General features: G+C 68.4%; 3 protein-coding genes and 1 pseudogene. All 4 read right to left on the bottom strand.

All coding sequences use genetic code 11. The annotated features are described in order from the left end of the window. Positions 1-379 (bottom strand): annotated as a pseudogene (locus ON23_RS38700) (hypothetical protein); the annotation flags it as partial. Then, positions 372-980, bottom strand: a complete 609-nt coding sequence (gene ruvX / locus ON23_RS16355) for a Holliday junction resolvase RuvX (RefSeq protein ID WP_083904015.1) — start codon at positions 978-980, stop codon at positions 372-374. The gene ruvX and the pseudogene ON23_RS38700, both read right to left, overlap by 8 nt. Then, the gene (gene alaS / locus ON23_RS16360; RefSeq protein ID WP_039779210.1) at positions 980-3,646 is read right to left on the bottom strand and encodes an alanine--tRNA ligase; all 2,667 of its coding nucleotides are present in this window, start codon (positions 3,644-3,646) and stop codon (positions 980-982) included. Before alaS ends, ruvX begins: the two co-directional genes overlap by 1 nt. Positions 3,647-3,721: 75 nt before the next feature. After that, positions 3,722-5,065, bottom strand: coding sequence for a replication-associated recombination protein A (locus tag ON23_RS16365; protein ID WP_051042766.1), 1,344 nt, complete (start codon positions 5,063-5,065; stop codon positions 3,722-3,724). Positions 5,066-5,069: the final 4 nt, after the last annotated feature.

Below are 5,069 nucleotides of genomic sequence, written 5' to 3' on the forward strand. Positions count from 1 at the left end.
CCTCGTCGGCGATCGGCTCGATATCTGTTTCGGAGTCGTACTCGTCGCGGCGATACCGGTGTCCACTGCGGCCGGTCCGCTCGTACCCCGGTTCGGCGTAGTCGTCGGCGTAATCCGGGTCGGCGTAGTCCGGATCCGGATATCCGGCGCCGGCGAGCTCATGGTCGTAGCGAGCGTCGTATCCGGCGGCCGGATCGGCGTAGTGGGCCGCCGATTCGTCCTCGTCGACGTAGCGCGGAATGACGGCGGTGTCGTCGTCCTCGTAGTCGTCCCACTCGTCGGTGACGCTACGGTGCGCACCGCCACGCCGGTAGCGCCGCTGCTGCTCGTCGGCGCGCCGGCGCGATCGTTCTCCGGCCCGGGACCAGCGGTCACTCATCCGACCACCTGGCCTCGTCTGCACCGGCCGAGTTCAACACCGCACTCCGTTCGTCCAACCACCCTTGCAGGATCGACACGGCGGCCGCCTGGTCGATAACCTGCCGCCGGCCGCGCGAGCGAACTCCGCTGTCCCGCAATGCACGTGCAGCTGACACCGTAGTCAAACGTTCGTCGGAAAGTCGTATCGGCACACCAGGAATCATGTCCCGCAAACGTCGCGCGAACCGAGCGGCCATCTGGGCGGAGGAGCCACTGGCCCCGCGTAATGTGCGTGGTAGACCGACGATTACCTCGACCGCCTCGTATTCCCGCACAATCTCGGCTACCCGGATCAGATCGGTTGCCGGACCTCGTTTTCCACCCTTGACGGTCGGAACCGTCTCCACCGGTGTCGCCAGGATCCCGTCCGGGTCACTGGCGGCCACTCCGATGCGCACGGTTCCCACGTCGAGGCCGATCCGCCGGCCGCGACCGGGATCGGTCCGCGCGCTGGGGCGTTCGGCCGGGATGTCGTCCGGTCGGGCGGCCCCGGCTTCCGGAGCCGCCCCTGATCGGGACGGCTCCGGTTCCGAGGGCTCCGAATTCTCGGATTTGTCCATCAGGCGGCGATCTCGGCCACCCGCGCGCGCACGCCGGCCAGGCCGGCCTCGATACCGGACGGATCCGAGCCGGCGCCCTGCGCCATCTCCGGCTTACCGCCGCCGCGACCCGCGATACTCGGGCCGAAGCTGCCGACCAGATCGCCGGCCTTCACGCCGAGCTCCTGGGCGGGCTTGTTCACCGCGACCACGAACGGCACCTTGCCGTCGGCGTTGCCGAGCAGCACGACCACCGCCGGTTCACTGCCGAACCGGCCGCGGATATCAGTGGCCAGGGTCCGCAGATCGCCCGCGCCGACGCCCTTCGGGGCCGCGGCCGCGACCAGCAGCACCTTGCCGACCCGCTGCGCCTGCTCGACGTAGGTCCCGGCCTGCGACAGCACGGCCGCGGCCTTGGTGCGCTCGAGTTCCTTCTCGGCGACCTTCAGCCGTTCCACCAATTGCTCGACCCGGGCCGGCACATCTTCGGAGGGCACCTTCAGCGAGGCGGCCACACCGGCCAGCAGGGCCCGCTCCTTGGCCAGATACTTGTAGGAGTCCAGCCCGACGAACGCCTCCACGCGACGCACACCGGAACCGACCGACGATTCGCCGAGCAGTGTGATCGGCCCGATCTGCGACGAATGTTCGACGTGAGTGCCACCGCACAGTTCCATCGAGAACGGCCCGCCGATCTCGACGACCCGCACCTCGGACCCGTAGTTCTCGCCGAACAGTGCCAGCGCGCCCATCGCCTTGGCCTTGGGCAGATCGGTGACGAAAGTGTTCACCGGGAAGTCCGAACCGACCGCATCATTGGACACCGCCTCGATATCGGCCTTCTGCGACTCCGAGAGCTGGCCCTGCCAGTTGAAGTCGAACCGCAGATATCCGGGCTTGTTCAGCGAACCGGCCTGAACCGCGTTGGGGCCCAGCACCTGCCGCAGCGCGGCATGCACCATGTGGGTGCCGGAGTGGCCCTGGGTGGCGCCGCGCCGCCACGCCGGATCGACCTGGGCGAGTACGGCATCGCCCTCGGTGATCTGCCCGCGCTCGACGGTGGTCTTGTGCACCCACAGCTTCTTGGCGATCTTCTGGACGTCGTTGACGCGCAGTTCCGTGCCCGAGGCGGTGAGGCTGCCGCGATCGGCGATCTGACCACCGGATTCGGCATAGAGCGGACTGCGATCGAGGATGACCTCGACATCCTGCCCGGCGGTCGCGGTGGGGACGCGGACACCATCGGCGATGAGGGCGAGCACCCGTGCCTCGGTGGCGAGTTCGTCGAATCCGGTGAATTCGGTGGCGCCCCGGTCGACCAGTTCCTTGTAGATCGACAGGTCGGCGTGGGCGTGCTTGCGGGCCTGCGCATCGTCCTTGGCTCGCTGCCGCTGCTCGGCCATGAGTGTGCGGAAGCCCGACTCGTCGACCTCGAGCCCGGCCTCGGCGGCCATCTCCAGGGTCAGATCGATCGGGAAACCGTAGGTGTCGTGCAGGGTGAACGCCTCACTGCCTGCGAGGGTGCGCCCGCCGGTGGCCTTCACCTCGGCGACCGCGTCGTCGAACAGTTTCGACCCGGTGCTCAGCGTCTTGAGGAAGGCGGTCTCCTCACCGACGGCGACGGTCTCGATGCGGGTGAAGTCGGTGGCCAGTTCCGGATACGAGGGCGACATGAGATCGCTGACGACCTTCATGAATTCGCCGATCACCGGCTTCTCGGCGCCCAGCAGCCGGGCCGAGCGCACGATCCGGCGCAGCAACCGGCGCAGGACGTAGCCGCGGCCGTCGTTGCCGGGATTGACGCCGTCGGCGATCAGCATCGCCGAGGTGCGGGCGTGGTCGGCGATCACGCGGAAACGCACGTCGTCGGCGTGTTCGACGCCGTAGCTCTTACCGGTCAGCTCCTCGGCCTTGGAGATGATCGGGCGCAGCAGATCGGTTTCGTAGACGTTGTCCACGCCCTGCAGCAGCATCGCCACGCGTTCGATGCCCATGCCGGTATCGATGTTCTTCTTCGGCAGCGAACCCACCGGCGGGTAGCCCAGCTTGGGGCTCTGCTCGCCGCGGATGTCCTGCATGAACACGAGATTCCAGATCTCGAGGTAGCGATCCTCGTCGGCGACCGGACCGCCCTCGGCGCCGTATTCGGGTCCGCGGTCGTAGTAGATCTCCGAGCACGGACCGCCGGGACCGGGCACGCCCATATCCCAGTAGTTGTCCTTGCCGTCGCGGAACTGGATGCGCTCCTTCGGAATTCCGGCGACGCGATGCCAGATCTCGGCGGCCTCGGGATCGCTCTCGTAGGCGGTGACCCAGATCCGCTCCGGATCGAAGCCGAATCCGCCCTCCTCCTGAGACTTGCTGATCAGCTCCCAGGCGAAGGTGATGGCACCTTCCTTGAAGTAGTCACCGAAGGAGAAGTTGCCCGCCATCTGGAAGAAGGTGTTGTGGCGGGTGGTGACGCCGACCTCTTCGATATCGCCGGTGCGCACGCACTTCTGCACGCTGGTCGCCCGTGCGAACGGCGGCGCCTCCTGGCCCAGGAAATACGGCTTGAACTGCACCATGCCCGCATTGACGAACAGCAGGTTCGGGTCCGGCAGGATCAACGAGGCACTGGGTACCTCGGTGTGGCCGGCACGGACGAAGTGGTCCAGGAAACGCCGTCGGATCTCGTGGGTCTGCACGAATATCCAGCCTACCGGGCGCGGTCCAGCCGGTTTTCAGCGGTCGTGCGGCGCGCCTGTCCCTGCGCCCCTGTCTCAGCGGCCTCGGACGATGCGGCGCAACTTGGTGACCCGCGGCCCGATCTCCCGCTCGTAGCCGTGATCGGTCGCGGTGTAGTAGTCGGCGCCGACCAGTTCGTCGGGCGGGTACTGCTGGGTGAGGATGCCGTCCGGGTGGTCGTGGGGGTATTTGTAGCCCTGCGCGTTGCCCAGTTTCGCCGCGCCCGCGTAATGCCCGTCGCGCAGATGGGGCGGCACCGCACCGGCCTTACCGGCCGCGATATCGGACATGGCCGCGCCGATGGCCGCCGCGACCGCACCCGATTTGGGTGCGGTGGCGACGTGGATGGTGGCGTGCGCGAGCGCCAGCTGCGCCTCCGGCATACCGACCAGCTGCACCACCTGCGCGGCGGCGACCGCGGTCTGCAGGGCGGTCGGATCGGCCATGCCGACGTCCTCGGACGCCTGGATCATCAATCGCCGCGCGATGAAGCGCGGATCCTCGCCCGCGCTGATCATCCGGGCCAGGTAGTGCAGCGCCGCGTCCACGTCGGATCCCCGCAGCGATTTGATGAACGCGCTGATCACGTCGTAGTGCTGGTCACCGGCGCGGTCGTAGCGCACCGCGGCCTTGTCGACGCTGGCCTCCACCAGATCCACGTCCACCGTGCCGTCGAGCGACGATTCCGCCGAGGCTTCCAGAGCGGTCAGCGACCGGCGCGCGTCGCCGCCGGCGATGCGGACGATGTGGTCGAGCGCCGCCTCGGTGACGGTGTACTGCCCGGCCAAACCTCGCTCGTCGTCGATCGCGCGACGCAGCACGGTGCGAATATCGTTGTCCGACAACGACTTCAACTGCAACACCAGCGACCGCGACAGCAGCGGCGACACCACCGAGAACGACGGGTTCTCCGTCGTCGCCCCCACCAGCAGCACCACCCGGTTCTCCACCGCGGCCAGCAGGGCGTCCTGCTGGGTTTTGGAGAACCGGTGCACCTCGTCGATGAACAGCACGGTCTGCTCCCCCGCGAGCAGCCGCCGCCGCGCCAGCTCGATGACCGCGCGCACCTCCTTGACGCCCGCCGACAACGCCGACAGCGCCTCGAACCGCCGGCCGGTCGCGGTCGAGATGAGCGCGGCCAGCGTCGTCTTGCCCGTGCCGGGTGGGCCGTAGAGCAGCACCGATGCCGCACCCGACCCCTCGATCAACCGACGCAGCGGCGATCCGGGGCCGAGCAGGTGCTGCTGGCCCACGACCTCGTCCAGGCTCGCGGGCCGCATCCGCACCGCCAGCGGCGACATCCTGCCCGCCGGCGGCAGTGCGGCGGATGCGCCGGACACGTCCTCCAGCTCCGGCGCCTCGAACAACCCTTCGCTCACGCCT

Origin of the sequence: Nocardia cerradoensis NBRC 101014 (genome assembly GCF_000308535.1) — a bacterium.
GTDB lineage: Bacteria > Actinomycetota > Actinomycetes > Mycobacteriales > Mycobacteriaceae > Nocardia > Nocardia cerradoensis.